The following is a 23844-nucleotide window of genomic DNA, read 5'->3' on the forward strand; positions in this document are numbered from 1 at the left end:
ATATTATGTTAATTTTTGTTTAAGTATATCTAAATATGGTTAAACATTAATATATTTGATATTGTTATGATATACAATACAACATATCGAAATCAAGAAGCAAAAGAGATTTTTAATGATTTGCTTGGCGAATCTTATTCTTTTTTACAAGCCATAAAAATGGGCGGCGTAGGCTCAAAAAGAATGATCATAGAGGAGGTCAGTCCAGGTTTTGCAAAGTATATGAATGCTGTTTCTGACATAAACTATGGTAACATAGAGATACGTGAAAAAGGAATTATAATTCATATAACCAAAGGATTGAAAAACTTTAGCTGGGGAATTCCTTTTTACCAATTGCATACTTACAAAACTGCTGGTCTAAGCATACATGCTTGTGGAAATTTTGTTCGTTTTAAAAATAACAAATTATTGAAAGAAAACAAAAAGTTTATTGATAAAATAATAGAAATGAAGATAAAAAATACTTCAAACTATGAATTCTATAGTTCTACTAATTCAACTTTTTAATAACAAATATGGATAGCATAACAACTGATCGGATTATTGAAATGGCTTGGGAAGATAGAACTACTTTTGAAGCGATCGAATTCCAATTTGGACTGAAAGAGCAAGAAGTTATTAATTTAATGCGCAAAGAAATGAAACTTAAAAGTTTCAAAATGTGGAGAAAAAGAGTTCAAGGTAGAAAAACAAAACATGAAAAATTAAGAACATTTGCAGAGGGAAGATTTAAATGTACAAGACAAAAAGCGATATCAAATAACTCAATAGCGAAAAGATAACAACGTGCTTTGGTTTAAGGTTTGAGTACTTAAACACAGCAAATAAAAAAGACAAAAAATGATTACAGAAGTAGGATTAAAACAGACAGAAATATCAGAAAAATTAAATGGATACTCATTTGAAGAAGTGGGAGATGATCATTTATTTACAGGTTTACACACTCCAATGAAGGCTGATGCTTTTAAGCTCTCTGATCATGAGAAAAAAGAAAGAATAGCTCTATTATTTGAAGAGATAATGGATGTGATGGGTTTGGATTTAACCGATGATTCATTAAAAGGAACTCCTAAAAGGGTTGCCAAAATGTATATTGATGAAATATTTTCTGGTTTAAATCCAGCTAACAAACCAAAAGTTGCATTGTTTGATAATAAATATCAATACAATCAAATGTTAGTTGAAAAGAATATTACTTTCTATTCTAATTGTGAACATCATTTTGTACCTATAATAGGTAAAGCTCATGTTGCTTACATTTCCTCAGGAAAAGTTATTGGTTTATCAAAAATAAATAGAATCGTACAATACTATGCGAAAAGGCCCCAAGTACAAGAAAGATTAACAAATCAAATTGCAATAGAATTAAAAACTATTTTAAAAACAGATGACGTGGCGGTAATTATAGATGCCAAGCATCTATGCGTCTCTTCAAGAGGCGTAGAGGACGATTCATCTTCTACAACAACTTCCTATTTTGGAGGTAAATTTGAAAATCAATCAAAAATAGTAGAATTGCAAAACACTTTAAATTATTAATTTATGGATTTAATACACAAAGCATTAGAATTTGAAACAAGGAAAATGAGATTTCCAACCACTAGTGATCGCATCATGGCCGCTAGAGAAGCTAAATCTTTAATCTTAAGTCTAAATGAAATATATAAAGAAAATAAAGATTCAAAGATTATGGATATTATGAAACGTTTAACCACAATTAAGCAAAGAATTGAAAAACGTTTAAAAGGTAAACCGTTAACTGCATAATAAGTTCAGATTTTTCTTGCTTTTCTAACTTTTATATTTATATTCGAAAAAATATAGAATAAAACAGAGAAACAAGGAATGGATGTATTAGAAAGAGCTTTAGAATTTGAGAATAGAAAATTCTCATTTAAAACTACGAGCGATAGAATATTGGCCTCAAGAGAGGTAAAAGCTTTAATACTAGAGCTTAATGAAGTATACAAATTAGAGAAAGATCCAGAGATAATGGATCAAATGAAGCGCTTAACAGCTGTTAAACAAAAAATTGAAAAGCGCTTGAAAGGAAGACGTTAAAAAGTATGAAAAAAATTTTAGTTATCGGAGGAAGCAAAGGAATTGGAAATGCAATTATCAAATCTTTAGTTGATGAAAATTTAGTTATAAATATAAGTAGATCGGCCCCTTTGCTTTCCCATACTAACCTTACTCACTTTTCTTGTGATATCCTTACGGATGATTTACCAGAAATTGAGGCTATAGATTCCCTAATCTATTGCCCTGGAAGTATAAATTTAAAACCAATTTCACGCCTTAAATTAGAAGATTTTAGAAATGATTTTGAAATTAATGTCATTGGTGCAGTAAAGGCTATACAATACTATTTACCCTTATTGAAGAATGGAAGTAAGCCTTCTATTTTACTATTCAGCACGGTTGCTGCAAAACTAGGAATGCCTTTTCATGCAAGCGTAGCTGCTGCGAAATCAGCAGTAGAAGGTTTAACAAAGTCTTTAGGCGCAGAATTGGCTCCTTTAATTCGTGTAAATGCAATTGCACCAACTGTGACGGATACAGAATTAGCCTCTAAACTATTGCGTAATGAACGAATGATAGAAAACATTACAGAACGTCACCCTTTAAAAAAATATTTAGATCCAAAAGAAGTTGCTGACTTAGCTGCTTTTTTAATCTCTGAAAAAGCAAGTTCGATTTCAGGTCAGATTTTTGAATTAGACTGCGGAATTGTTAGTTTTAAAATTTAATTAAACCTCATCAAAATGAATATTTATGATATAGAGATTAAAAGTCTCCAAAATAAACCTATACTTTTATCAGATTTTGAAGGAAAATTTATCCTTTTTGTAAATGTAGCCTCTAAATGTGGTTTTACCCCTCAATACAAAGGTTTAGAGGAATTACAAAATACCTATAAAGACAATTTAGTTGTTATAGGAGTTCCTTGCAATCAGTTTGGAAGTCAAGAACCAGGATCGTCATCAGAAATAAAAGAATTCTGTGAAGTCAATTACGGAGTTTCTTTTTTAATTACTGAAAAAATTGAGGTAAAAGGCACCAACCAACATCCTTTATATCAATGGCTAACATCAAAAAAATTGAATTCTAAAAAAAGTTCTTCTGTAAAATGGAACTTTCAAAAATATTTAGTTTCTCCAGATGGACAACTGATTGATTATTATTTTTCAATCACAAAGCCTTTAAATTCAAAAATTACAAAACACTTAAATTCATAAATTTTATGTTTGGTTTATTTAAAAAGAAAAGTGAATTAGAAAAATTACAAGAATCTTACAAAAAGATAATGGAAGAAGCGTATAAAATACAATCCATTAATAGAACGGATAGCGATAAAAAGTATTTAGAAGCAGACAATGTTCTAAAAAAGATAGAACAAATTCAATCAAAAAAATGAAACAAGTTAAATTAACCTTTCTCTTTTTAATACTTAATTTTGGAGGGCTAGCCATTGGCAGCTGGTTAATGAATAACGGCCCAACGACAGATTGGTACACGAACTTAAATCAAGCTAGCTGGACGCCTCCAGGTTGGGTTTTTGGAGTTGCATGGACCTCTATAATGATCTGTTTTTCTCTTTATCTAGGAAAACTTTTTACAAAAGATTACCGCTCAAAATTGATATTCGTATTTCTCGTGCAGTTTATTTTAAACGTTAGTTGGAACTACATTTTCTTTAATCAGCGTCTCATATTATTTGGTTTGATAACAATTGTTTTGTTAACATCACTGATATTTTATTATTTCTTTAAATTGAGTAAGAATACCAGCTATTATAAATTTTTATTGCTACCCTATATGATTTGGCTGTGCATTGCAACTTCATTAAACCTCTATATTCTAATTCATAATTAAGATGAAAATCTACACACTTCATAAAAAACAAAAACTACCAATTTCTTTAGACGAAGCTTGGAATTTTTTATCAAATCCAAAAAACTTAAAAATAATCACCCCAGATTATATGAGTTTTAACATTATTTCTAATATAAACAAACCTTTATATACAGGACAAATTATTCAATATATAGTAACACCTCTTTTGGGGATTAAAACAAAATGGGTTTCTGAAATTACACACGTAGAAAATAAGAAGTATTTTGTAGATGAACAAATGTATGGACCATATGCGCTATGGCATCATAAGCATTTTATTAATGAAATCGATGGCGGTGTAGAAATGGAAGATATAATTGACTACAAAGTGCCTTTAGGAATTTTAGGACAAATGTTACATCCCATATTGGTAAAACCAAAATTAGAAGAAATTTTTGCTTACAGACAAACAAAATTGATTGAACTTTTTGGTGAATACAAATAAAGACTGAAACGGATTAAAATGTATTAAGAGTTAAAAACTATTATTTTTCATTAATTCTTACATTTAAAATTTTACACCTTTTTTACATTTATGAAATTATCAATACATATTTTTTGGTTTAGAAGAGACTTACGTTTAGATGATAATTGTGGGTTACTACATGCTTTAAAATCGGATAAAAAAGTCTTACCTCTTTTTATTTTTGATGAAGAAATTCTCAATAAACTTCCAAAAGATGATGCTCGTGTTTCGTTTATTCATCAACAATTAGAACACATCAACAATCAACTTACAGCAATAGGCAGTTCGTTAGCTATATATCACGGAAAACCCATAGAAGTTTATAATTCTTTATTAGAAAAATATAACATTGACACCGTTTTCACGAATCATGATTATGAACCTTATGCCAATAAAAGAGATTTAGAAATAAAAGATTTTCTAGCATCTGAAAACATACAATTTAAAACGTATAAAGATCAAGTAATTTTTGAAAGGAATGAAATTGTAAAAAAAGACGGAACACCTTATAAAGTATATACTCCATATTCGAAAAAATGGCTAGAAGCTTTTCATTTTAAAGGGATTCAGTTTTTCCCGTCGGAAGAAAATTTAGAAAATTTTATCCAAAATAAAAATCATCCATTTTTAACGTTAGAAGAAGTTGGTTTTACAGAATCTGCTATAAAAGTTGAATCATTTAAAGTCTCAACCAAACTTATTGATGCGTACGAAGAAACAAGAAACTACCCTGCAAAAAACAGTACATCAAGATTAGGAACTCATTTGCGCTTTGGAACTGTAAGTGTGCGTAAAATGGTTGATAAGGGATCGAAAAGCAACAACATCACTTTTTTAAAAGAATTAATTTGGCGTGAATTTTTCATGCAAATCTTATGGCATTTCCCACAGACCAATAAAGATAGTTTTAAGCCTAAATATGATAGGATTTTATGGATAAATAATGAAAAGAATTTTGGTGCTTGGTGCAAAGGAGAAACTGGTTATCCTTTGGTTGATGCAGGCATGAGGGAACTTAATAAAACTGGCTTTATGCACAATAGAGTTAGAATGTTAGTAGGTAGTTTCCTTTGCAAACATTTACTCATCGATTGGAGATGGGGTGAAGCTTATTTCGCCGAAAAATTACATGACTATGAACAATCTAGTAATATTGGAAACTGGCAATGGGTTGCAGGTTGCGGTGTTGACGCAGCTCCTTATTTTAGAATATTTAACCCTACAACACAAATACAAAAGTTTGATAAAAATTTAGAATATATTAAAAAATGGGTTCCTGATTTCCAAGAACTCACCTACCCTACCCCAATAGTCGAACATAAATTTGCAAGAGAACGTTGTCTAAAAACCTATAAAGAAGCGTTGCAATAGTTTTGTCATTTGAACATATTAATAAGATGTCCCAGTGTGTTTTTAATTAATAATTAATATGTTTTTTGTATAATAACAATAGTCAGATAAAATATATTATAAGCAAAATATTATTTCAATTTGCACCTTCAATTGTTAAGCCTTTTTTTTATCAAAAAAAAATCAATTTTATCTTGTAATATATCAATTTTTGCTCTTTATTTGCGCTCTCAAATTTAAACGCCGATGTAGCTCAGCTGGCTAGAGCAGCTGATTTGTAATCAGCAGGTCGTGGGTTCGAGTCCCTCCATCGGCTCAAATTTTAAAAGTCTCAAAAAAATATTTTTTGAGACTTTCTTTTTAAATAAATATCCCTAAAATTCTACTACTTTCAGATTAGAAAATCTAACTAAATTTCTTTATCTTGCAGAGTGTAGAAAATTTTAAACCAAAGATTTTTTAATCAAATTTTCTTATCACTTCGAATACATAAATTTTAAAAATACATGGCCAAAAAGATAATAAAAGATCTTTTACAAGATGCTCTAGACATTTCTATTCAGCAAGTATCTGGGCAAGATGCAACATTTTTATATGCAGAATCTCCATCAAGCCCAATGCATGTTGCAACTTTAACAATAGTAGAAGGATCTATTGAGTTTAATGATTTTAAAGAAATAGTGGCTTCCAAGCTTCATTTAATTCCAAAGTTCAGAAAGAGGCTTTTAAATGTTCCATTGAATTTAGACTACCCTTATTGGGTAGATGACCCAAATTTTGATATTGATTTACATATCAATAGATTAAAACTTCCTGACCCATCAAACTGGAAGACATTAAGAGAAATGACTTCCGCTATTTTTAGCAGCCCATTAGACTTAAGAAGACCCTTATGGTCAATTAGTTTTATTGAAGGCTTAGATGAAGTTTCACAAGTCCCTAAAGGTTCTATTGCTATTGTCTCTAAAATTCATCACGTGATGATTGATGGAAGCTCTGGCGTTGGAATTATGGGGATTTTATTTGATAAAAACAAGGAAGATAAAAACAAAAAACCTGCTCCAACAAGACCATATGAGCCAGAACCTCTGCCTGACGGAATTAGTTTATTACTAAAAAGTTCTTACGGCTTTTTTAAAAATCCTTTAAAAGTTCCTAAATTAATTGGTGAAACTGCATTTTCTTTACTCAAAGGAAAAATGAAGAGTCAATTGAATAGTAAAAAGTCAATTCATAAAAATTCTTTTTCTACTCCTAAAACCATTTTTAATGAATCTGTATCTCCAAGAAGAACTTGGGGAACTGCAATTTTAGCTTTTGATAGAATAAATACGCTGCGTAAAATCATGGACGTTAGTGTTAACGATTTAATTTTAGCTATTTGTGCAGGTGGAATCAGAAAATATTTAGAAGAAAAAGAAAAATTACCAGTTCAACCTTTGGTTGCAAATGTCCCAATTTCTATTCGTGTAAAAGGAGATAAACAAAAAATGGACAATCAGATTTCTAATATGTTAGTTAAAATTGCTACGCATATTAAAGATCCTATTAAACGTTTAGAATATATTCAGGAGCAAACTAACATGGGTAAATCTAGACATAAAGCTGTTGGTGCAAAAGCCCTTTCTAAAATGGCAGATGCAGTTCCTTTTGGATTAGCAAATTTAGCTGCAGGTTTGTACACGAGATACAATATTAAAGAATTTCACAGACCACCCTTTAATGTTACCATTACGAATGTTCCTGGACCACAAAACCCTTTGTATTTAAAAGGTCATAAAATTGTTGGTATTTTTGGATTAACTCCGGTTTTAGATGGGTTTGGATTGATTATTGCCGCATTTAGTTACAATGGTATCGTTTCTATTACAACGACTTCTGATGCTAAAACAATGCCAGATGCGGATAAGTTTTCTAGATATATCAGAGAATCTGCAAATTAATTAGAAAAAATCATTTTAACAAAAGGAAAACAAAAAACCACTACAAAGATTGAAAAGAAAAAAAGTATGGCTTTCTTTTCGGCTTTTAAAAAATTTTTAAATGAGCATGAAAAATTAAGAGAACAAGCCATCGGCCAATATGATTTTCAGCTAGATTTAAATAAAAACGAAGCTAATTATCAACTTGAAATTCTAAAAGATGCTGTTGCCATAAGAAAGAAAAAAACAGTGAAACCTTTAGTAAAAATAGAAATAGAGGATACTACTTTATTTAATCTTTATAAAAAGAAATTATTATTAGAAGAAGTTTTAATTCAAGAAAGAATAAAACTAACTGGAACTAAAAAGAACACAGAAAAGTTAACACAATTACTGTCTAAATTTTTAGAAAATTAATTGATGAGTTTTACGACAAACACATATAAAACTATTGACGATATAACCATTTTTTATTACAAGTGGCCTTCCAACAAAGACATTGCTTTAAAAGGAATTATACAAATTTCACATGGAGTTGGCGAACATGCAGGCAGATACCAACCCGTAGCAAAAACATTCCAAGATGCAGGTTATGAAGTCTATGCTAATGATCATAGAGCTCACGGTAAATCAGCAAAAAATGATGACTTTTTAGGTTTTTATGATGGTGATGATTATTTTACTGATGCATTAAATGACATGCACCAACTTACAGAAATCATCAAAAAAGAACATCCAAATAAAAAAATAATTTTGTTTGGACATAGCATGGGCTCCTTACTAAGCAGAGAATATGCTGCAAAATACGGTAATGATTTAGAGGCTTTAATTTTATCAGGAACTGCTAGCTTTATGAAAAGACTGGGCAATTTTGGGCTTTTAAGCGCAAAATTTTTAGGAAAAATAAACGGAAAACATAGAAGTAATGAATTGCTTAAAAATTTATTTTTCACACAATTCAATAAAAAATTTAAACCTAACAGAACAAAAGTAGATTGGATTAGTCGGGATGAAAAACAAGTTGATCTGTTTCAAGAAGATCCTTTAAGGATTGAGGATTTTTCTTTGAGTATCTTTTTAGATATTTTAAAAGGAAGTAAGAAAGTTAACAGCGCGACAACTTTTCTTAATACCCCAAAAAATTTATCTATTTTTATTTTTTCTGGTGATCAAGATCCTGTTGGAGAAATGGGAAAAGGAGTATCAAAAGTTGCCGCTAAATATAGAAGGGCAGCTATCCAAGATCTGACTTTCAAATTATATAAAGGAGGCAGGCACGAAATGCTAAATGAACTTAATAAAATAGAAGTTGAAAAAGATCTTTTAAACTGGCTGCAACAAACGATTCAAGCTTAAGATAAATGGAAAAAAATAAGACGTTATATAAAACTTTTACTGAATTAGCTCTCAAAGTTGTGCTTACAAAAGGTATGGATTTGTTAGAAGCAAAAAAAGTAGTCATTCAAAAGTTTGAAAATCATCCTTTTGAAAAAATGATTATTGGACTTATCGACGACAAAGAGCTCAATGTAAAAGAGGTCAATACTTTACTATACGATTGCATTTCTGTTTGTGAAGATTTTGGACCAGATAGAGATTATGTAACCTTAGAGATCGTTCTTAAAAGGATTGATGATATTGTTCCTTTGGAAAATGGAACGAATGAAGTATCACAAAAAGTACTAAAAAAGTTTGTGGATTTTGTAGAAGTTATCAATCGGAGGATAGATGCTCCTCCCCTTTTCAATATGGTTCTAGAAGGAAGATGTATTATAGAATGGGTTACAATATTTGGTATTTACCCAATAATACCGAAACATAAAGAAAGTAAAAACAAACCTGTATTATTAATGCCTCCTTATCTAGGAAATGATTTATCTACAACATTTGTAAGAAATTATTTAAAATCAGTAGGATTTATAACATATAAATGGGATTTAGGTGTCAATACAATCAATTCAAAATCTTTACCAAAACTGATTGAAAAATTAGATGATATTTATGAGCGACACCAAGAAAAAGTTAGTCTAGTTGGCTGGAGTGGTGGTGGTATTTTTGCAAAAATAATAGCGAATAGATACCCAGAAAAAGTGGAGCAACTAGTTACAATTGGCTCCCCTGTTTGGGGTGTTAAAAACATGAAAACACCCCTCGTAAAAATTTTAGAATTTTTACGAGGCAGACATCTGAAAGAAAGGAATGCCAAATTTTTAAAAGAACTCGAATTAATTCCTGAGGTTCCTATCACTTGTATTTACACTAAAACGGACGGATTATTGCCATGGAAACATTGTATGGAAGCAGAAACACTAAGACATGATATTAATAATATAGAGGTCTTTGGAAGTCATTGTGGAATGGGAGCAAATGCTTCTGTTTTATTGACTGTTGCCAATGCACTAAATGCTACCATTACTGGTAAAAAACCTAAAGGATTTTTACCAAAAATAGAATCTTTATTTTTTCCAGAATTTTGGGAACAAAAAGGATTATCAAAATTTAAAAACCTCTTTGTTAATTGATGATTATGGAGCATAGTATACAAAACATTATCAATCATTCTAAATTTCAAGAAAAACTTAAACAAATTGCTGAAGAGCAAAAGTTAGAGTTTTCTGAAGTTCAAAAAGAAGCATCAGATTGTATTGCTGAGTTGTTTTCACAACAACACCCAATAGCAAAAATGCTTTCTGTAAAAGGATTCCAATTTATGCTATCCAAAGCATATAATAATAAGATAGATATTGATCCTAAAGAAATAAAAAAACTCATGAAATTAATGCGACAAAACTCTGTTGCATTTATTTTAACACACAAGACATATTTAGACACCGTTGTTTTAATAACCACCTTAGCTCGTTTTGGAATGCCAATTCCATATACTTTTGGCGGCATTAATTTAGCCGTTCCTGGTTTTAAACAACTCGGGAAAAATTCGGGTTTAATTTTTATCAGAAGAAGTTTTAAAGACAACCCAATCTACAAAGCAGCTTTAAGACATTATATTTCTTGTATGATTGAAAACGGCGATCACTTAACCTGGAATATAGAAGGGACGCGCTCTAGAACTGGTAAAATAGTGTATCCACAAATGGGGATTTTAAAATACATCATGGAAGGTGAGCAAGCAAGTACAAGAAATATAAAGTATGTGCCAGTTTCTATTGTATACGATTTGATTCCCGATGTAAAAGAAATGACGGAAGAAGGGAAAGGAAAAACAAAAAACTCTGAAGATATTGGCACCTTTATCAACTATTTCAGAAAGCTAGGCAATGAATACGGAAAAGCAGCAATTAGATTTGGTGAACCTGTTGATGCCGATGCTCATCACAATGCCATAATTCCAGATATTGAAGAAGACAGTTATTCAGATAAAAATACGTTGCCACGTTTTGCTTTTGAGTTGATTCATAAAGCAAATATGATCACTCCAGTAACGACTGTTTCTCTAGTATGTAATGTACTTTTAAACAATTTTTCGCTTACAAAACAAGAAATAGAATTCAATGTTATTAGATTGATGAATTACCTTGAACAACGAAAGAAAGATGTATTAATTGAACGTGGAAAAAGCATAGGTGCCTCCGTCCAAAAAGCACTAAATTTATTACAAAGTTCTGGTATTATTCAGAAAAATAAGGCCGGTTATAAAACACAATATAGTTTATCTTCGACCGAGTTTTTACCAGCAACCTATTATGCAAATATGGCTGCTGCCCATTTATATCACAGAGCATTTATAGAAATGGCTTTGGTTAAAATAAAGGACGAAAAAACGCCTGATAGAGTTATCTCTTTTTGGAAAGAAATAATGCGTCTTCGAAACCTTTTCAAGTTTGAATTTTTCTATACAAACAAACCAAAATTTAGCAGTGAAATTGAGGCTGAATTAACTTTATTTGATCAAAACTGGAGAGCAATCCTTAGCGATCCAAATGGAGATATAGAAAATTTATTAGCAAATCAAGAAATGTTTGTTTCTAAAGGGTTATTGCTTATTTATCTAGAAGCCAACAAAGTCGTTTGCCATACATTGAATACTTGGGATTTAGATGATGAATTTTCTGATACTGAATTTATCGAATTATGTCTTTTTAAAGGGAAAGAATTACATTGGGAAAATAGAATTAGTAGATTAGAAAGTATCTCTAAACCTTTTTTGATAAGCGCATTAAGACTCGCAAAAAACAGCAAACTTACGCCCTTTAATAAAAAAATAAATTTCAAAGAATTAGATATTTGGATGAATCTGTTAGACAATCTTACGGATCGCTTACATTTTTTACAAAAAATAGAAATTGTAAACACAAAGAAGTCTATCAATACAGAAACTGAAGAAAGAAAAGTTGTTCCCGGAGCAGATTTGGCTAGTGTTCCAGAAAGGATTATTGAAGATGAAGAAGGAAAACACATAGCTGCTTTCTTTGATTTAGACAGAACTTTGATCAATGATTTTTCTGCTAAACAATTTTTAAAATCACGCTTGCTAAGCGGAAAATCTACTGCAAAAGAATTGCTTTCTCAATTTGCAACAATTTTGGTGTATGCCGCAGGAAATAGAGACTTTGAAACACTCACAAAAATTTCTGCTTTAGGCGTAAAAGGTATCAAAGAGAAACAATTTATTGATTTAGGTGAAGAAGTTTATCACGATCATTTAGCAAATACAATTTATCCAGAAGCAAAAACATTAATTGCTTCACACCTAGAAAAAGGGCATCAAGTTGTTATTATTTCTGCTGCCACGAGCTATCAAGTAACTCCTGTGGCGAATGAATTGGGTATTAAAGATATTTTCTGCACAAAAATGGAAGTTAAAAAAGGCAAATTTACCGGAGTAATTTCAGAAATGTGCTGGTCGGAAGGAAAAGCCAGAGCTGGAAGAACATTTGCAAAAACAAATAATATTGATTTGTCAAAAAGTTTTTTCTACACAGATAGTATCGATGATTATCCCCTTTTAGAAATTGTTGGAAAACCAATAGCAACAAATCCTGATCATAAATTATCGCAATTAGCATTTGAAAACGATTGGAAAATTCTTCGTTTTAAAGAAAACAAAAGAATCCCTTTTGTGAACGGATTAAGAACCGGCTTAGCAGCAGCGAGTATTTATCCATCTGCCTTAAAAGGCTTGGTTTCAGGATCGCTTTCCATGTCTAGACAAGAAGGCGCAAATACAACGATAGCAAGTATTGGTGATCTAGGGACTAAGTTAGCTGGTTTAGATATTGTAATACGCGGACAACATAATTTAGAAGACCATAGGCCGGCAGTTTTCTGTTTTAATCATCAAAGTTCAGCCGATTTTTTCATCCTATTAAAAATATTGAGAAAAGACATTGCAGGTGTTGCTAAAAAAGAATTAGAGTATACCCCTTTGGGACCTGTTTTTAAAGCTATGGGTGCAATTTTTATTGATCGTTCTAATAAAAAAAAGGCAATTGCCGCAATGAAACCTGCCGTAGAAGCTCTAAAAACAGGAACATCTATAGCTATTGCCCCCGAAGGTACTAGAAGCGGAAGTAAAAAATTAGGTAAATTTAAAAAAGGAGCATTTCATTTAGCCATGAATGCAGGAGTTCCAATTGTGCCCATTGTGATAAAAAATGCATTTATGGCGATGCCGAAAGGAACCAAAATGTTTAAACCAACTCATATTGAAGTGGTTGTTCTTGATCCTGTTGACACTTCTGAATGGAAACCAAAACATATAGATATATACGTAAACGATGTAAGAGATTTGTATTTAAAAGAATTGGAAAATTAACTACCAAAATAAGATTTTATGAAACTAAAAGTTGGATTATTAGGCGGTGGTTCTTGGGGAACTACTGTTGCTTCTTTAACCGCAAAAAACAGCTCAACTATTATTTGGGCTAGAAACCCAAAAACTGTGGAAGAAATCAACGAATATCATACAAACGAAAAGTATTTACCAAATGCTAAACTAACAACCTCTTTAAAAGCATCAAATTCGATAAAAGAAACTGTGGAGGAAGCTGATGTGATTGTTATGGGGGTTCCAGCACAAAGTTTTAGAAAAGTACTAGAAGAAGCAAAACCTCACATTCGACCCTGGATTCCAATTATAAACTTAGCAAAAGGATTAGAAATTAGTACAAAAATGAGGATGACCGAAATCATTCAAGAGTTAATGCCTGGTCATCCTGCAGGCGTCTTAACCGGCCCAAATCTGGCAAGAGAAATACATTTCGGAAATGCTGCTGCCGCCGTAATTGCTATGGTTGATAATACAATTGCCTCAAGATTACAATCTGTTTTTAGTTCTGGTTTATTTCGTGTTTATACAAATTCTGATGTTATTGGGTGCGAACTAGGTGGAGCCTTAAAGAATATTATTGCGATTGCCTCAGGAATGGGAGATGGGGCAAATGCCGGGGATAATACACGTGCTGCAATTATTACAAGGGGGTTATCAGAATTAACAAGATTGGGAACTGCTATGGGAGGCAAAGAAAGAACCTTTGCTGGTTTAGCTGGCATGGGAGATTTAGTGGCGACTTGTTCTAGTGCAAAAAGCAGAAACCATCATGTTGGATTTCAATTAGGAAGAGGCAAGAACCTAGAGGAAATTATTAATGAAATGAGTGAAGTTGCAGAAGGCGTTAAAACAGCCAAAATTATAATGGAACTGGCTAAAGAATACAATGTTGATATGCCCATATCTAAAGAAATATACAAAGTCCTATATGAAGGAAATACTGTAAATGAAGCTTTTAGAGGCTTACTGAAATATGAAATAGGCTCAGAAAAAGAACCTGGATAAAATTAAAAAAAATGACAAAAAAACAAGAACAAACAGCTTCTTTTTTGGTGCGTTTTCAACAACGAATTTTTGAAGAAAATGGTGAATCTGAAGTACAATGGCGTGGAAAAATTTCACATGTACAAGATGGTGAGGAACAACGCTTTTCTGATTTTAATGATGCCCTTTCTTTTATGCAACAAAAATTAGGCGAACTAACTGAAGAAGCTACTAAACATGAAAGCTCTGAAGAGCAAGAAAGCATCATTCATAAAAGTCTCTCTATGTGGAAAACTATTAAGGATGTTGGACCAAAAGTAATTAGAAATACTTTAAAAGACCCTAAAAAACAGTTTACACATCTGCAAGATGAAATTCAAGATAAAATAATTACCATCGGTGAAGAAATTTCAGAAAAAGTACATATTGATCAATGGAGAAACGCTTCTAGATCTGATTTCAACAAAATACAAAGCCAAATAGCCGCTTTATCTTCAGAAATTCAAAAGCTTTCAACAAAATTTGATACTATAAAGAAAAAATAGTAACGCGATGTCAGAATTTCTTCCAAAACTATTAGCCTTACAAAATTTTCAAGCAAATGCTCAAATTCGCATTGAAACATTAGGTAATTTTTGTGTTTGGAGAAATCACGAAAAAATAGACTCTAAAGAATGGGGAAGAGATAAAACCATTCAATTATTACAGTATTTAATTTCTAATCGCCAACGGAATGCCCTTCATAAAGAAAAAATCATTGATGGTTTATGGGAAGAATGGAATGACCGTGATTTTAAAGTAGCACTGCATGGAATTAATAAAGTTCTAGAACCAGAAAGAGCTTCTAGAATGGAAGCTATCTATATTATACGACAAGGAGTTAGTTATCAAATTGATCTGGAAACAGTCTGGATCGATGTTGAAGCTTTAGAAAAGTATATTATTATAGGTAATGAAGCACTAACAGTAGACACCACTATTTCAAAACAAGCCTATAAAGCAGCATTAAACTTATACAAAGGTTCTTATTTACCGAATAGAATTTATGAAGACTGGACCTCTGGAGAAAGGGAAAAAATGCAACTTTTAGTTTTAGGAACGTATATTACTTTAGCAGAAATTATTCTTAAAGAAAACCCTCTAGAAAGCATTCGTTTAGCGCAAAATGCATTAGCCATCGATGCAACTTGGGAGGATGCCTACAGAATACAAATGCGCGCATATATAGCAAAAGGCAACAGACCTCAAGCCATAAAAACATATATGAAATGCGAAGTGATTCTAGAAGAAGAATACGGAATCGCTCCTCTTCCCGAAACTAAACAACTGTTAAAAGAAATAGAACTAATAAACTAAATACTAATTAGTTACATTAACTGCAACTCATCTGCAACTCCACATTTTTATATTTGTATTAAAATTAATACAAGATAAAAAAGGATGAAAACAATTTCTAAAATTAATCATACAGAGGATACACTAAAGATGAATCAACTTGCTTTAAAAGCTACCGAAAAAGTGTTTTTAAAAGCAATTGATACAGCAGAAAATTTACAAGAAATAACTTCTAAAAGATTAAAAAGCAGTTTTAACTTCGCTGCTAAACAACAAGACCGTTTTTTTAATAATCTTGACAAAAGAAAAGAAATGATCTGGGCAAACCTTAATAAAGCTTTAGATTTTTTCAGCAAAAACTAACCTGCAACTCATTTGTAACTCGCACAAATTATATTTGCAGTATAAATATTAATAAAAATTAAATATCAATATTATGGCAACTAAAAAGTCAAAAAAAGAAAACACACTAGGGAAAGCAAAAGCAATCGTTAAAAAAATAAATAATGATTTAATTGACGCTTCTTTTAACGCTATTGAAACCACAGTAAAAACTGGTGAAAAATGGCAGAAATTAACTGCTAAATTAATAAAGAAAGCAGAACCATTAACAAAACAGCAAATTAATTTGGTTGTTGAAACTGCTGAATCTATTAAAGGGCAATTAGAAAATAGCACAGGACGTTTGAAAACTTTGGTTGGATACGATCCGAAAATGGTTGAAAAAGCTAAGAAAAAAGTTACTGAACATCCTTTAGTTGAGAAAGCTGAAGTAATGAAAGATAAAATTGAGAAAGAAGTTTCTAATAATAAATTAGTTCAGAAAGCAGAAAAGATGTCTGCTAAATTAAAAAAGAATATTTCCGATACTATTGAAAATGTAAAGGATAAAATTGAAGACTATACAGAGGACATCATTGATGATGTTAAAGACAAAGTTGAAGATGTAACGGGAGCAAAAACAAAAAAAAGTACTAGCAAAAAGACGCCAACAAAAAAAACAACTCCAAAAAAGAAAGCAGTAGTTAAAAAAGAGGTAGCCGAAGAAAAAATAGTAGTTGAAAAGACAGATATTATTAACGATTTAAAAGTTATTAAAGGAATCGGTCCTGTATTAGAGAAAAGTTTGAATGATTTAAATATTACAGCCTATGTTCAAATTTCAAAATTAACAGTAAAAGACTTAACTAACTTATTAAATGATTCAGGAATCAATGCAAAAATTTATGATTTAGCTGCTTGGAAAGCGCAAGCAGAATTAGCTTTAAAAGGAGAGTTATAATCATTAAAAATTATTAAAAGAAAATATTATGAGCACTAAAAAAATAAAAAAAGTAAACTTTACAGAAAAAGTAAATAATGTTGTCGAAACTGCAAAAACATCTGTCAAAACTGCAAATGATTACGCTTTAAACACAACAGAAGAATTAGTTACAGAAACCATTACTATTGCAAGTCAATGGCAAAACGTTACTAGCAAAGCCTTAAAAGGAAGTGTTAAGCTATTAGAAAATCAACAAAATTTGGTTTTTGACGCCCTAGAAACTTACAAAAATCATTTTGTAAAAGGTAAAAAAAGATTTACGCAAATATTTGCATAAACATCAGACTCCACAATTCTAAAAACCAAGTTAAATTTTAACTTGGTTTTTTATTTTTATATACTTCGTTTCTATTTTAAACATAAAACCTTTTGTATTTTTGTTGTATAAATCTAAACATGACAAAAGAGCACAACATTTCTAAAATTGACATCCTAACATTATACATGGATTTTGTTATAGAAAACCAAACAAAACCAGAAGATATAGAAGATTTTTGTCAAATAGTAAATTTAGAAGAAAGTAATTTTTATTTACATTTTAAATCTTTAAAAAAAGTTGAAAAGGCAATTTTCAAAGAACTTTTCAAAAATTCTTTAGAAGTATTAAGTGAAAGCGAAGAATTTATTTCTTTTGACAAAAAGAACAAACTTATTAGTTTTTATTTTACTTTTTTCGAAAATTTAAACTTAAACAGAGAATACATACTAATTGCCTTAAAAGGATGTAAAAATCAACTTAAATCTTTCAATACTCTATCTAGTCTAAAGAAAAGTTTTATTGCTTATATCGATAATTTAGATTTGTCTGAAAGTATCTTACCCATAGAAGGTTTAGAAAAAGCACAAAGAAAACTCATCAACGAATCCGCTTGGATTCAATTATATTTAACCATACAATTCTGGTTAGAAGACACCTCAGATTCTTTTGAAAAAACAGATATTTTAATAGAAAAATCAATCAATACGAGCTTCGAACTTATAGAAAACAAATTTTTAAAAAACGCCTTTGACTTGGGTAAGTTTGTTTATAAAGAAAAAATTCAAAAAAAGTACTAAATAAGTATGAAAAAAGCCAGTAAAATTCCGATTACGAAAATTCAGCGTGCATCAAAATTAGTAAAGACAGGTGCAAAAGTTGGTGTAAATTATTTGAAATATTACGGTGACAAAATCACCAATTCTGAAGAAACTGCGAGAAAAAAATTAAATGAGTCTAACGCCGAAGACATCTACGACAGCCTAAAAGATTTAAAAGGGAGTCCTTTAAAAGTTGCTCAGATGTTGAGTATGGAAAAAAGTATTTTACCCAGAGCCTACGTAGAAAAATTTTCTTTAGCCCAATTTTCTGTACCTCCACTATCTGAGGCTTTAGTTCTAAAAACGTTTAAAAAGAGTTTTGGAAAATTTCCATCTGAAATTTATGATAAATTTAATGTTAAAGCTTATAATGCTGCAAGTATTGGTCAAGTGCATAAAGCAGAAAGAGAAGGTAAAAAACTGGCTGTTAAAATTCAATACCCCGGAGTTTCAGATAGCATAAAATCTGATTTAGCTTTGCTAAAACCTTTTGTTATTAGAATGTTTAATATGAAAGGAAAAACTTCCGACGCCTATTTCTTTGAAGTTCAAGATAAATTATTAGAAGAAACAGATTATATTTTAGAAGTACAGCAAAGTCAGGAAATTGTGAATGCTTGTAAACATATTCCAAATCTTGATTTCCCTAATTATTATCCAGAATTGTCATCCAAACAAATTATTACTATGGATTGGATGCAAGGTGTTCATTTATCAGAATATACAAATACTTCAACAAATCAGGAAGCCTCAAATAAAATAGGTCAAGCATTATGGGATTTTTATATGTTTCAAATTCATAACCTAAAAAAAGTGCATGCAGACCCTCATCCTGGAAATTTCTTAGTTTCTGAAGAAGGTAAATTAATTGCACTAGATTTTGGTTGCATGAAAACCATTCCTTTAGAGTTTTACAATCCTTATTTTGTATTGGCAAAAAAAGAAACACTTTCTGATAAAGTTCTTTTTGAGGAAAAAATGTTTGAACTAGAAATATTGAGTAAAGAGGATAGCAAGGAAGAGTTTGAATTTTTCAGCGCCATGTTTCATGAGATGCTTTCAATTTTCACACAGCCCTTTCACAAAGAAATCTTTGATTTTTCTGATGCAGCATTTTTTGGAAAAATATCAGAATTTGGTGAACGTTATTCTAAAAATACAGAATTAAGATCTTACAACGCAAGCAGGGGTTCCAAACATTTTATTTATATGAATAGAACATTTTTTGGTTTGTATAATTTAATGTTCGATTTAAAAGCGCAAGACATAAAAATTAATAATTTTACTACTTTGTAAAATCTTTATTATTTTAGTGGTATAATTATCAAAAAAAACAATCAAACTTATATGCTAATTATTGGAATTGCAGGAGGAACTGGCAGCGGAAAAACAACCGTTGTAAATCAAATTGTAAAACAGTTACCAACTGACGAAGTGTGCGTGATTTCGCAAGATTCTTATTACAAAGAAACGCTTAATCTCTCTTATGAAGAGAGAACAAAAATAAATTTTGATCATCCAAGAGCTATCGATTTTGAGTTATTAATCAAACACTTGAAAGCGTTAAAAAAAGGAGAAACTGTAGAACAACCTGTTTATTCTTTTGTAACACACAATAGAACCGAGGATTCTGTAAAAACACATCCTAGAAAAGTAGTAATTGTTGAAGGCATTCTAATTTTTAATAGCGAAGAATTAAGGCGTTTGTTTGATATAAAAATCTTTGTACATGCAGAAACCGATGAACGTTTAATACGAAGAGTCCGCAGGGATATTACAGAAAGAGGCAGAGATATTGATGAAGTTTTAAATCGTTACCAAACCACCTTAAAACCTATGCATCAACAATTTATTGAGCCTACAAAAAACTTTGCTGACATCATAATCCCAAATGACCGATACAATACTGTTGCTATTGATGTGGTAAGAAGTGTAATCAATGAACGTCTATAAATGAGTTTTTTTCAACGCTTAAAAAAAAGTCCTATCTTTAAAATTCTTACAAATATTTTTGTAGTTATTTTAATACCGTTTATTATCTGGATGCTTTTTTTTGATGAAAACTCCTATTTTATTCACCGAAAATTTGACAAAGAAATTAAAGACTTAGAAAGTACGATTTCATTTTACGAGGGTAAAATCTCAAAAGACAAAGAGACTATAAAAAAGCTAGAAGATTCTTTGGAATTAGAGCGTTTTGCTAGAGAAAAATATTTAATGAAAAAAGAAAACGAAGATATCTATATTATTGAATTTGACACTATAAAAAAATAATGAGTACTTTTCTATTTGATGAGTTTGAACCAATATCTGCTGCTGCATGGAAACAAAAAATTCAAGTAGACTTAAAAGGCGAAGATTATAATAAAACCCTACTATGGAAAACTGATGAAGGTATTATTGTAAAACCTTTTTACACGAAAGAAGACAGAACAAACACACAAATAAACTTACCAGAAAAAGGTTTCAATATTTGTCAAACTATTTTTATTGATAACGAAAAAATAGCAAACTCTTTAGCTTTGGATGCTTTGAAGCGAGGCGCAAATGCGATTCAATTTAAAGCTTCAAAAAAGTTTGATTATCACAAAGTTTTAAATAATGTCAATTTAAACTCAACAACAACTTATTTTCAATTTACTTTTTTAGATGCTGATTTTCAAATAGAGCTCTCGAATTTTTGCAATTCAAAAAACTCTTTTTTTCAAACGGATATCATTGGTAATTTAGCTGAAAGCGGTAATTGGTTTGTCAGTTTAAAAGGTGATTATAAAAAGCTAGAAACCATTGTTCATTCTGCCGAAAATTGTATATCAGTTTCTGGTGATTTATATCAAAATGCAGGAGCAACAATTACCCAACAACTAGCATACACACTTGCGCATGCCAATGAATATTTAAATTATTTTGGTAAGGATATTGGTCCTAAAGTTCATTTTACATTTTCTGCGGGAAATAACTATTTTTTTGAAATTGCAAAATTAAGAGCATTTAGAATTTTATGGGAAACACTCTTAAATGAATATGACATAAAAAATAATGAAACTCATATTTTTTCACAACCAAGTTTGCGCAACAAGACATTGTATGATTATAACGTAAATATGTTACGTACTACGTCTGAATCTATGAGTGGAATTTTAGGCGGGTCAAATACAATTTCTAATGTTTCGTATGATGCTATTTATCATAAATCAAATGAATTTGGCGAACGAATTGCAAGGAATCAACTTCTGATTTTACAACAGGAAAGTTATTTACAAGAAGCACAAAAATTTGCTGATGGCGCTTATTATATCGAAGCGATTACACAACAATTAGCAGAAAATGCACTAACTCTTTTTAAACAAATAGAAAAAGCAGGTGGGTTTTTACATCAATTAAAAGCCGGAATCATTCAAAAGAAAATAAACGAAAGTGCTTTAAAAGAAGAAGATAATTTTAAAAATAAAAATATTGTTTTATTGGGTACAAACCTACTGCAGAATAAAAATGATCAAATGAAATCTGATTTAGAATTATACCCCTTTGTAAAACAACGAAATATAAAAACATTACTGATACCAATTAACAGAAAACGTCTTTCTGAAAATCAAGAAAAAGAAAGGTTATCCCAAGAAAATGCCTAGAAAACCGGTTGAACATATCAAACTAAAAAGTTCTATATTAGAACCCCTACAAAATTTCAAACATGAAGATTTTGTTGCAGGAATTGCACCAAACTTAAGGGGTCCTTACTCTACGATGTATGTAAGAAGACCATGGACAATTAGGCAGTATGCTGGATTTTCTACTGCCGAGGAAAGCAATGCCTTTTATAGAAGAAATCTAGAAGCAGGTCAAAAAGGACTGTCTGTTGCCTTTGATTTGGCAACACATAGAGGTTATGATTCTGATCATGAACGCGTGCAAGGAGATGTTGGTAAAGCCGGAGTTGCAATAGATTCTGTGGAAGATATGAAAGTTTTATTCGATCAGATTCCTCTGGATAAAATGTCAGTTTCTATGACCATGAATGGTGCAGTTTTGCCCATTTTAGCTTTTTATATTGTTGCCGCAGAAGAGCAAGGAGTTGCACCTGAACAACTTTCTGGAACCATTCAAAATGATATTTTAAAGGAGTTTATGGTTAGAAACACATACATCTACCCACCTTCTCCATCTATGAAAATTATTGCTGATATTTTTAAGTATACCAGCAATAATATGCCAAAATACAACTCCATCTCTATCTCTGGTTATCATATGCAGGAAGCTGGCGCCACTGCTGAAATAGAATTAGCATATACCTTAGCTGATGGATTAGAATATATCAAAAAAGGAATTGAAGCAGGCATGGATATTGATTCTTTTGCTCCAAGATTATCTTTCTTTTGGGCAATTGGTATGGATCATTTTACAGAAATCGCAAAACTAAGAGCAGCAAGAATGTTGTGGGCGAAAATAGTAAAACAGTTCAATCCAAAGAATCAGAAATCGTTAGCTTTGAGAACACACTGTCAGACTAGTGGTTGGTCGTTAACAGAACAAGATCCTTTTAATAATGTCGCTAGAACAACCATAGAAGCTATGGCTGCCGTTTTTGGTGGTACGCAAAGTTTACACACAAATGCCTTGGATGAAGCCATCGCTTTACCCACCGACTTTTCGGCAAGGATTGCCAGAAACACACAAATATTCTTACAACAAGAAACACATATTACAAAAACAGTTGATCCTTGGGCCGGAAGTTATCATGTTGAACAACTGACTGCAGAAATTGTAGACAAAGCATGGAACTTAATCAAAGAGGTTGAAAATTTAGGAGGCATGACCAAAGCTATTGAAAAAGGAATTCCTAAATTACGTATTGAGGAAGCTGCAGCAAAAAAACAAGCAAGAATTGATAGTGGTAATGACGTAATTGTTGGTGTCAACAAATATCAACTTAAAACAGAAGATCCTTTACATATATTAGAAGTGGATAATGAAGCAGTTCGTAAATCTCAAATTGAAAGGTTAAACAAGTTAAAAGCAGACAGAAATAGCAATGAAGTTGAAAAATGTTTAGTAAATTTAACCAATGCTGCAAAATCAGGTGAAGAAAATTTATTAGGTTTAGCGGTAATAGCAGCAAAAAAAAGAGCTACTTTAGGCGAAATATCTGACGCTTTAGAAGTTGTTTTCGGCAGACATAAAGCAGTTACAAAAACCATATCTGGTGTGTATAGTAAAGAAATAAAGGACGATAAACTCTTTAAAAAGGCCTCTAAATTAGCAGATCAATTTGCTGATTTAGAAGGAAGACGTCCTAGAATTATGATCGCCAAATTAGGTCAAGATGGACATGATAGAGGTGCCAAAGTTGTTGCAACGGGTTATGCCGATTTAGGTTTTGATGTGGATATTGGCCCTTTGTTTCAAACGCCAAAAGAAGCAACCAAACAAGCCGTTGAGAATGATGTGCATATTTTAGGCATTTCTTCTTTAGCAGCAGGTCATAAAACATTAGTTCCTCAAGTTCTTGCAGAACTCAAAAAACATGCACGTGAAGATATTATGGTGATTGTTGGCGGGGTAATTCCTGCTCAAGATTACCAATTTTTATTTGATGCCGGAGCAGTTGGTGTTTTTGGTCCAGGAACGAAAATCGCGCAAGCTGCTATTGATTTAATCACTATTTTAATTGATAGTATTGCTGAAGAATAAAAAAAATTAC

28 protein-coding genes and 1 tRNA gene are annotated in these 23844 nt (G+C 31.2%); all 29 read left to right on the top strand.

From position 1 onward, the window contains the following. Window positions 1-66 precede the first annotated feature (66 nt). A complete protein-coding gene (locus ATE90_RS08710) occupies window positions 67-510 on the top strand; it encodes a hypothetical protein (RefSeq protein ID WP_036785060.1) in 444 nt (147 codons plus the stop codon). Window positions 511-518: 8 nt separating this feature from the next. Next, window positions 519-785 (top strand): TIGR03643 family protein, encoded by a 267-nt coding sequence (locus tag ATE90_RS08715; protein WP_036785057.1) that lies wholly within the window; start codon window positions 519-521, stop codon window positions 783-785. 58 nt (window positions 786-843) lie between these two features. After that, window positions 844-1542: a GTP cyclohydrolase I FolE gene (gene folE, locus ATE90_RS08720; RefSeq protein WP_036785055.1), complete on the top strand. Its 699-nt coding sequence runs from the start codon at window positions 844-846 to the stop codon at window positions 1540-1542. Window positions 1543-1545: 3 nt separating this feature from the next. Further along, window positions 1546-1770, top strand: coding sequence for a hypothetical protein (locus ATE90_RS08725; RefSeq protein ID WP_036785052.1), 225 nt, complete (start codon window positions 1546-1548; stop codon window positions 1768-1770). A gap of 78 nt (window positions 1771-1848) precedes the next feature. After that, the gene (locus tag ATE90_RS08730) at window positions 1849-2064 is read left to right on the top strand and encodes a hypothetical protein (RefSeq protein ID WP_036785050.1); all 216 of its coding nucleotides are present in this window, start codon (window positions 1849-1851) and stop codon (window positions 2062-2064) included. 5 nt (window positions 2065-2069) lie between these two features. Continuing rightward, complete coding sequence (locus ATE90_RS08735; protein WP_036785047.1) at window positions 2070-2753, top strand: SDR family NAD(P)-dependent oxidoreductase; 684 nt, start codon at window positions 2070-2072, stop codon at window positions 2751-2753. A gap of 15 nt (window positions 2754-2768) precedes the next feature. Then, a complete protein-coding gene (locus tag ATE90_RS08740; protein ID WP_036785045.1) occupies window positions 2769-3242 on the top strand; it encodes a glutathione peroxidase in 474 nt (157 codons plus the stop codon). A gap of 5 nt (window positions 3243-3247) precedes the next feature. Continuing rightward, window positions 3248-3421, top strand: a complete 174-nt coding sequence (locus tag ATE90_RS13480) for a Lacal_2735 family protein (protein ID WP_143741112.1) — start codon at window positions 3248-3250, stop codon at window positions 3419-3421. After that, the gene (locus tag ATE90_RS08745; protein ID WP_036785041.1) at window positions 3418-3879 is read left to right on the top strand and encodes a TspO/MBR family protein; all 462 of its coding nucleotides are present in this window, start codon (window positions 3418-3420) and stop codon (window positions 3877-3879) included. The genes ATE90_RS13480 and ATE90_RS08745 overlap by 4 nt, the downstream gene beginning before the upstream one ends. 1 nt (window position 3880) lies before the next feature. Further along, entirely contained in the window at window positions 3881-4345 is a 465-nt protein-coding gene (locus ATE90_RS08750; RefSeq protein ID WP_036785039.1) for an SRPBCC family protein, read from the top strand. A gap of 90 nt (window positions 4346-4435) precedes the next feature. Then, entirely contained in the window at window positions 4436-5737 is a 1302-nt protein-coding gene (locus ATE90_RS08755) for a cryptochrome/photolyase family protein (RefSeq protein WP_036785037.1), read from the top strand. Window positions 5738-5958: 221 nt separating this feature from the next. After that, a tRNA-Thr gene (locus ATE90_RS08760) sits at window positions 5959-6032 on the top strand. 190 nt (window positions 6033-6222) lie between these two features. Continuing rightward, window positions 6223-7659, top strand: a complete 1437-nt coding sequence (locus ATE90_RS08765; RefSeq protein WP_180335192.1) for a WS/DGAT/MGAT family O-acyltransferase — start codon at window positions 6223-6225, stop codon at window positions 7657-7659. 66 nt (window positions 7660-7725) lie between these two features. After that, the gene (locus ATE90_RS13570) at window positions 7726-8055 is read left to right on the top strand and encodes a hypothetical protein (protein ID WP_180335193.1); all 330 of its coding nucleotides are present in this window, start codon (window positions 7726-7728) and stop codon (window positions 8053-8055) included. A gap of 3 nt (window positions 8056-8058) precedes the next feature. Further along, window positions 8059-8994 carry an alpha/beta hydrolase gene (locus ATE90_RS08770; RefSeq protein ID WP_101451266.1) on the top strand — a complete coding sequence of 312 codons (936 nt, stop codon included), beginning with the start codon at window positions 8059-8061 and terminating at the stop codon, window positions 8992-8994. 5 nt (window positions 8995-8999) lie between these two features. Beyond that, the gene (locus ATE90_RS08775) at window positions 9000-10160 is read left to right on the top strand and encodes an alpha/beta fold hydrolase (protein ID WP_036785032.1); all 1161 of its coding nucleotides are present in this window, start codon (window positions 9000-9002) and stop codon (window positions 10158-10160) included. 5 nt (window positions 10161-10165) lie between these two features. Next, on the top strand, window positions 10166-13411 hold the full coding sequence (locus ATE90_RS08780; protein ID WP_036788104.1) for an HAD-IB family hydrolase: 3246 nt from the start codon (window positions 10166-10168) through the stop codon (window positions 13409-13411). Window positions 13412-13429: 18 nt separating this feature from the next. Beyond that, entirely contained in the window at window positions 13430-14431 is a 1002-nt protein-coding gene (locus ATE90_RS08785; protein ID WP_036785029.1) for an NAD(P)H-dependent glycerol-3-phosphate dehydrogenase, read from the top strand. 11 nt (window positions 14432-14442) lie between these two features. Next, entirely contained in the window at window positions 14443-14955 is a 513-nt protein-coding gene (locus tag ATE90_RS08790) for a hypothetical protein (RefSeq protein WP_036785026.1), read from the top strand. 7 nt (window positions 14956-14962) lie between these two features. Continuing rightward, window positions 14963-15766: an AfsR/SARP family transcriptional regulator gene (locus ATE90_RS08795; RefSeq protein ID WP_036785023.1), complete on the top strand. Its 804-nt coding sequence runs from the start codon at window positions 14963-14965 to the stop codon at window positions 15764-15766. Between the two features lie 84 nt (window positions 15767-15850). Continuing rightward, window positions 15851-16108, top strand: a complete 258-nt coding sequence (locus ATE90_RS08800) for a hypothetical protein (RefSeq protein ID WP_036785021.1) — start codon at window positions 15851-15853, stop codon at window positions 16106-16108. 73 nt (window positions 16109-16181) lie between these two features. After that, window positions 16182-17027, top strand: a complete 846-nt coding sequence (locus tag ATE90_RS08805) for a hypothetical protein (RefSeq protein ID WP_091953243.1) — start codon at window positions 16182-16184, stop codon at window positions 17025-17027. 28 nt (window positions 17028-17055) lie between these two features. Then, a complete protein-coding gene (locus ATE90_RS08810; protein ID WP_036785019.1) occupies window positions 17056-17346 on the top strand; it encodes a hypothetical protein in 291 nt (96 codons plus the stop codon). A gap of 119 nt (window positions 17347-17465) precedes the next feature. Then, complete coding sequence (locus ATE90_RS08815) at window positions 17466-18125, top strand: TetR family transcriptional regulator C-terminal domain-containing protein (RefSeq protein ID WP_036785018.1); 660 nt, start codon at window positions 17466-17468, stop codon at window positions 18123-18125. Between the two features lie 6 nt (window positions 18126-18131). Beyond that, a complete protein-coding gene (locus ATE90_RS08820; protein ID WP_101451267.1) occupies window positions 18132-19442 on the top strand; it encodes an ABC1 kinase family protein in 1311 nt (436 codons plus the stop codon). Between the two features lie 51 nt (window positions 19443-19493). Further along, window positions 19494-20099, top strand: a complete 606-nt coding sequence (udk, locus tag ATE90_RS08825; RefSeq protein ID WP_101451268.1) for a uridine kinase — start codon at window positions 19494-19496, stop codon at window positions 20097-20099. Next, a complete protein-coding gene (locus ATE90_RS08830) occupies window positions 20100-20420 on the top strand; it encodes an FtsB family cell division protein (RefSeq protein ID WP_036785011.1) in 321 nt (106 codons plus the stop codon). It abuts the gene before it with no gap. After that, window positions 20420-21775, top strand: a complete 1356-nt coding sequence (locus tag ATE90_RS08835) for a methylmalonyl-CoA mutase subunit beta (RefSeq protein ID WP_036785008.1) — start codon at window positions 20420-20422, stop codon at window positions 21773-21775. The genes ATE90_RS08830 and ATE90_RS08835 overlap by 1 nt, the downstream gene beginning before the upstream one ends. Continuing rightward, the gene (gene scpA / locus ATE90_RS08840) at window positions 21768-23834 is read left to right on the top strand and encodes a methylmalonyl-CoA mutase (RefSeq protein ID WP_036785005.1); all 2067 of its coding nucleotides are present in this window, start codon (window positions 21768-21770) and stop codon (window positions 23832-23834) included. Before ATE90_RS08835 ends, scpA begins: the two co-directional genes overlap by 8 nt. The last annotated feature ends 10 nt before the right edge of the window (window positions 23835-23844 follow it).

The organism is Polaribacter sp. Hel1_33_96 (assembly GCF_002846595.1).
Classification (GTDB): domain Bacteria; phylum Bacteroidota; class Bacteroidia; order Flavobacteriales; family Flavobacteriaceae; genus Polaribacter.

What these genes read in the sequence shown, in the direction of transcription:
- ATE90_RS08730 (WP_036785050.1), top strand. Translation starts at nt 1,849, where the DNA reads ATGGATGTATTAGAAAGAGCTTTAGAATTTGAGAATAGAAAATTCTCA.
- ATE90_RS08835 (WP_036785008.1), top strand. Translation starts at nt 20,420, where the DNA reads ATGAGTACTTTTCTATTTGATGAGTTTGAACCAATATCTGCTGCTGCA.
- ATE90_RS13480 (WP_143741112.1), top strand. Translation starts at nt 3,248, where the DNA reads ATGTTTGGTTTATTTAAAAAGAAAAGTGAATTAGAAAAATTACAAGAA.
- ATE90_RS08725 (WP_036785052.1), top strand. Translation starts at nt 1,546, where the DNA reads ATGGATTTAATACACAAAGCATTAGAATTTGAAACAAGGAAAATGAGA.
- ATE90_RS08805 (WP_091953243.1), top strand. Translation starts at nt 16,182, where the DNA reads ATGGCAACTAAAAAGTCAAAAAAAGAAAACACACTAGGGAAAGCAAAA.
- ATE90_RS08780 (WP_036788104.1), top strand. Translation starts at nt 10,166, where the DNA reads ATGGAGCATAGTATACAAAACATTATCAATCATTCTAAATTTCAAGAA.
- ATE90_RS08715 (WP_036785057.1), top strand. Translation starts at nt 519, where the DNA reads ATGGATAGCATAACAACTGATCGGATTATTGAAATGGCTTGGGAAGAT.
- ATE90_RS08815 (WP_036785018.1), top strand. Translation starts at nt 17,466, where the DNA reads ATGACAAAAGAGCACAACATTTCTAAAATTGACATCCTAACATTATAC.
- ATE90_RS08750 (WP_036785039.1), top strand. Translation starts at nt 3,881, where the DNA reads ATGAAAATCTACACACTTCATAAAAAACAAAAACTACCAATTTCTTTA.
- ATE90_RS08740 (WP_036785045.1), top strand. Translation starts at nt 2,769, where the DNA reads ATGAATATTTATGATATAGAGATTAAAAGTCTCCAAAATAAACCTATA.
- scpA (WP_036785005.1), top strand. Translation starts at nt 21,768, where the DNA reads ATGCCTAGAAAACCGGTTGAACATATCAAACTAAAAAGTTCTATATTA.
- ATE90_RS08810 (WP_036785019.1), top strand. Translation starts at nt 17,056, where the DNA reads ATGAGCACTAAAAAAATAAAAAAAGTAAACTTTACAGAAAAAGTAAAT.
- udk (WP_101451268.1), top strand. Translation starts at nt 19,494, where the DNA reads ATGCTAATTATTGGAATTGCAGGAGGAACTGGCAGCGGAAAAACAACC.
- ATE90_RS08790 (WP_036785026.1), top strand. Translation starts at nt 14,443, where the DNA reads ATGACAAAAAAACAAGAACAAACAGCTTCTTTTTTGGTGCGTTTTCAA.
- ATE90_RS08820 (WP_101451267.1), top strand. Translation starts at nt 18,132, where the DNA reads ATGAAAAAAGCCAGTAAAATTCCGATTACGAAAATTCAGCGTGCATCA.
- ATE90_RS08830 (WP_036785011.1), top strand. Translation starts at nt 20,100, where the DNA reads ATGAGTTTTTTTCAACGCTTAAAAAAAAGTCCTATCTTTAAAATTCTT.
- ATE90_RS08775 (WP_036785032.1), top strand. Translation starts at nt 9,000, where the DNA reads ATGGAAAAAAATAAGACGTTATATAAAACTTTTACTGAATTAGCTCTC.
- folE (WP_036785055.1), top strand. Translation starts at nt 844, where the DNA reads ATGATTACAGAAGTAGGATTAAAACAGACAGAAATATCAGAAAAATTA.
- ATE90_RS08765 (WP_180335192.1), top strand. Translation starts at nt 6,223, where the DNA reads ATGGCCAAAAAGATAATAAAAGATCTTTTACAAGATGCTCTAGACATT.
- ATE90_RS08710 (WP_036785060.1), top strand. Translation starts at nt 67, where the DNA reads ATGATATACAATACAACATATCGAAATCAAGAAGCAAAAGAGATTTTT.
- ATE90_RS08735 (WP_036785047.1), top strand. Translation starts at nt 2,070, where the DNA reads ATGAAAAAAATTTTAGTTATCGGAGGAAGCAAAGGAATTGGAAATGCA.
- ATE90_RS08795 (WP_036785023.1), top strand. Translation starts at nt 14,963, where the DNA reads ATGTCAGAATTTCTTCCAAAACTATTAGCCTTACAAAATTTTCAAGCA.
- ATE90_RS08755 (WP_036785037.1), top strand. Translation starts at nt 4,436, where the DNA reads ATGAAATTATCAATACATATTTTTTGGTTTAGAAGAGACTTACGTTTA.
- ATE90_RS08785 (WP_036785029.1), top strand. Translation starts at nt 13,430, where the DNA reads ATGAAACTAAAAGTTGGATTATTAGGCGGTGGTTCTTGGGGAACTACT.
- ATE90_RS13570 (WP_180335193.1), top strand. Translation starts at nt 7,726, where the DNA reads ATGGCTTTCTTTTCGGCTTTTAAAAAATTTTTAAATGAGCATGAAAAA.
- ATE90_RS08770 (WP_101451266.1), top strand. Translation starts at nt 8,059, where the DNA reads ATGAGTTTTACGACAAACACATATAAAACTATTGACGATATAACCATT.
- ATE90_RS08745 (WP_036785041.1), top strand. Translation starts at nt 3,418, where the DNA reads ATGAAACAAGTTAAATTAACCTTTCTCTTTTTAATACTTAATTTTGGA.
- ATE90_RS08800 (WP_036785021.1), top strand. Translation starts at nt 15,851, where the DNA reads ATGAAAACAATTTCTAAAATTAATCATACAGAGGATACACTAAAGATG.